The sequence below is a fragment of the Colwellia ponticola genome (assembly GCF_005885605.1).
Lineage (GTDB): Bacteria > Pseudomonadota > Gammaproteobacteria > Enterobacterales > Alteromonadaceae > Colwellia > Colwellia ponticola.
This window is the reverse complement of sequence record NZ_SZVP01000120.1, coordinates 1-451: the sequence shown is the minus strand read 5'-3', so window position 1 is coordinate 451 and position 451 is coordinate 1. Positions and strand designations below refer to the sequence as shown.

The window sequence follows — 451 nt, the reverse complement described above, 5'->3', positions numbered from 1 at the left end:
CCTAACAGCGTTTCTGCTCGTCGTCAGGGTTAATTTGTAATGTGGGATTTATCTTTGCAAAGGGGTTGAAATGTTTCTCTAGCTGCTCAATTGTGTAATCAAGAGGTCATGGTTTCACCACCCCGGTGTTGCAGTTTGTGACCTCTCGCGAGCTAGCTGAAATAAGGGAAGAACTATGCAAATCCAAGTCAATAGCGATAACCATATTGAAAGCAGCATCCGACTGGAGGAGTGGGTACGTACTACCATTGAGAGCACGCTCGAACGTTATGAAGAAGACCTGACCCGAGTGGAGGTCTACCTGCGGGATGAGAACGGCGATAAGCCCGGTCCCCACGATTTAAGTTGCCTACTGGAAGCGCGGCCAAAAGGCCATCAACCGCTGTCGGTGTCCGCCAAGGGCGATACCCTAGAACAAGCTATTGACAGCGCGGCCACCAAGCTGGATCAC

The 451-nt window shown here is 50.8% G+C and carries 1 protein-coding gene; it reads left to right on the top strand.

Going from position 1 to position 451, the window contains the following annotated elements; translation table 11 throughout:
- Nucleotides 1-175 precede the first annotated feature (175 nt).
- A partial coding sequence (locus tag FCS21_RS16125) for an HPF/RaiA family ribosome-associated protein (RefSeq protein WP_138624509.1) occupies nt 176-451 on the top strand: 276 nt, incomplete at its 3' end.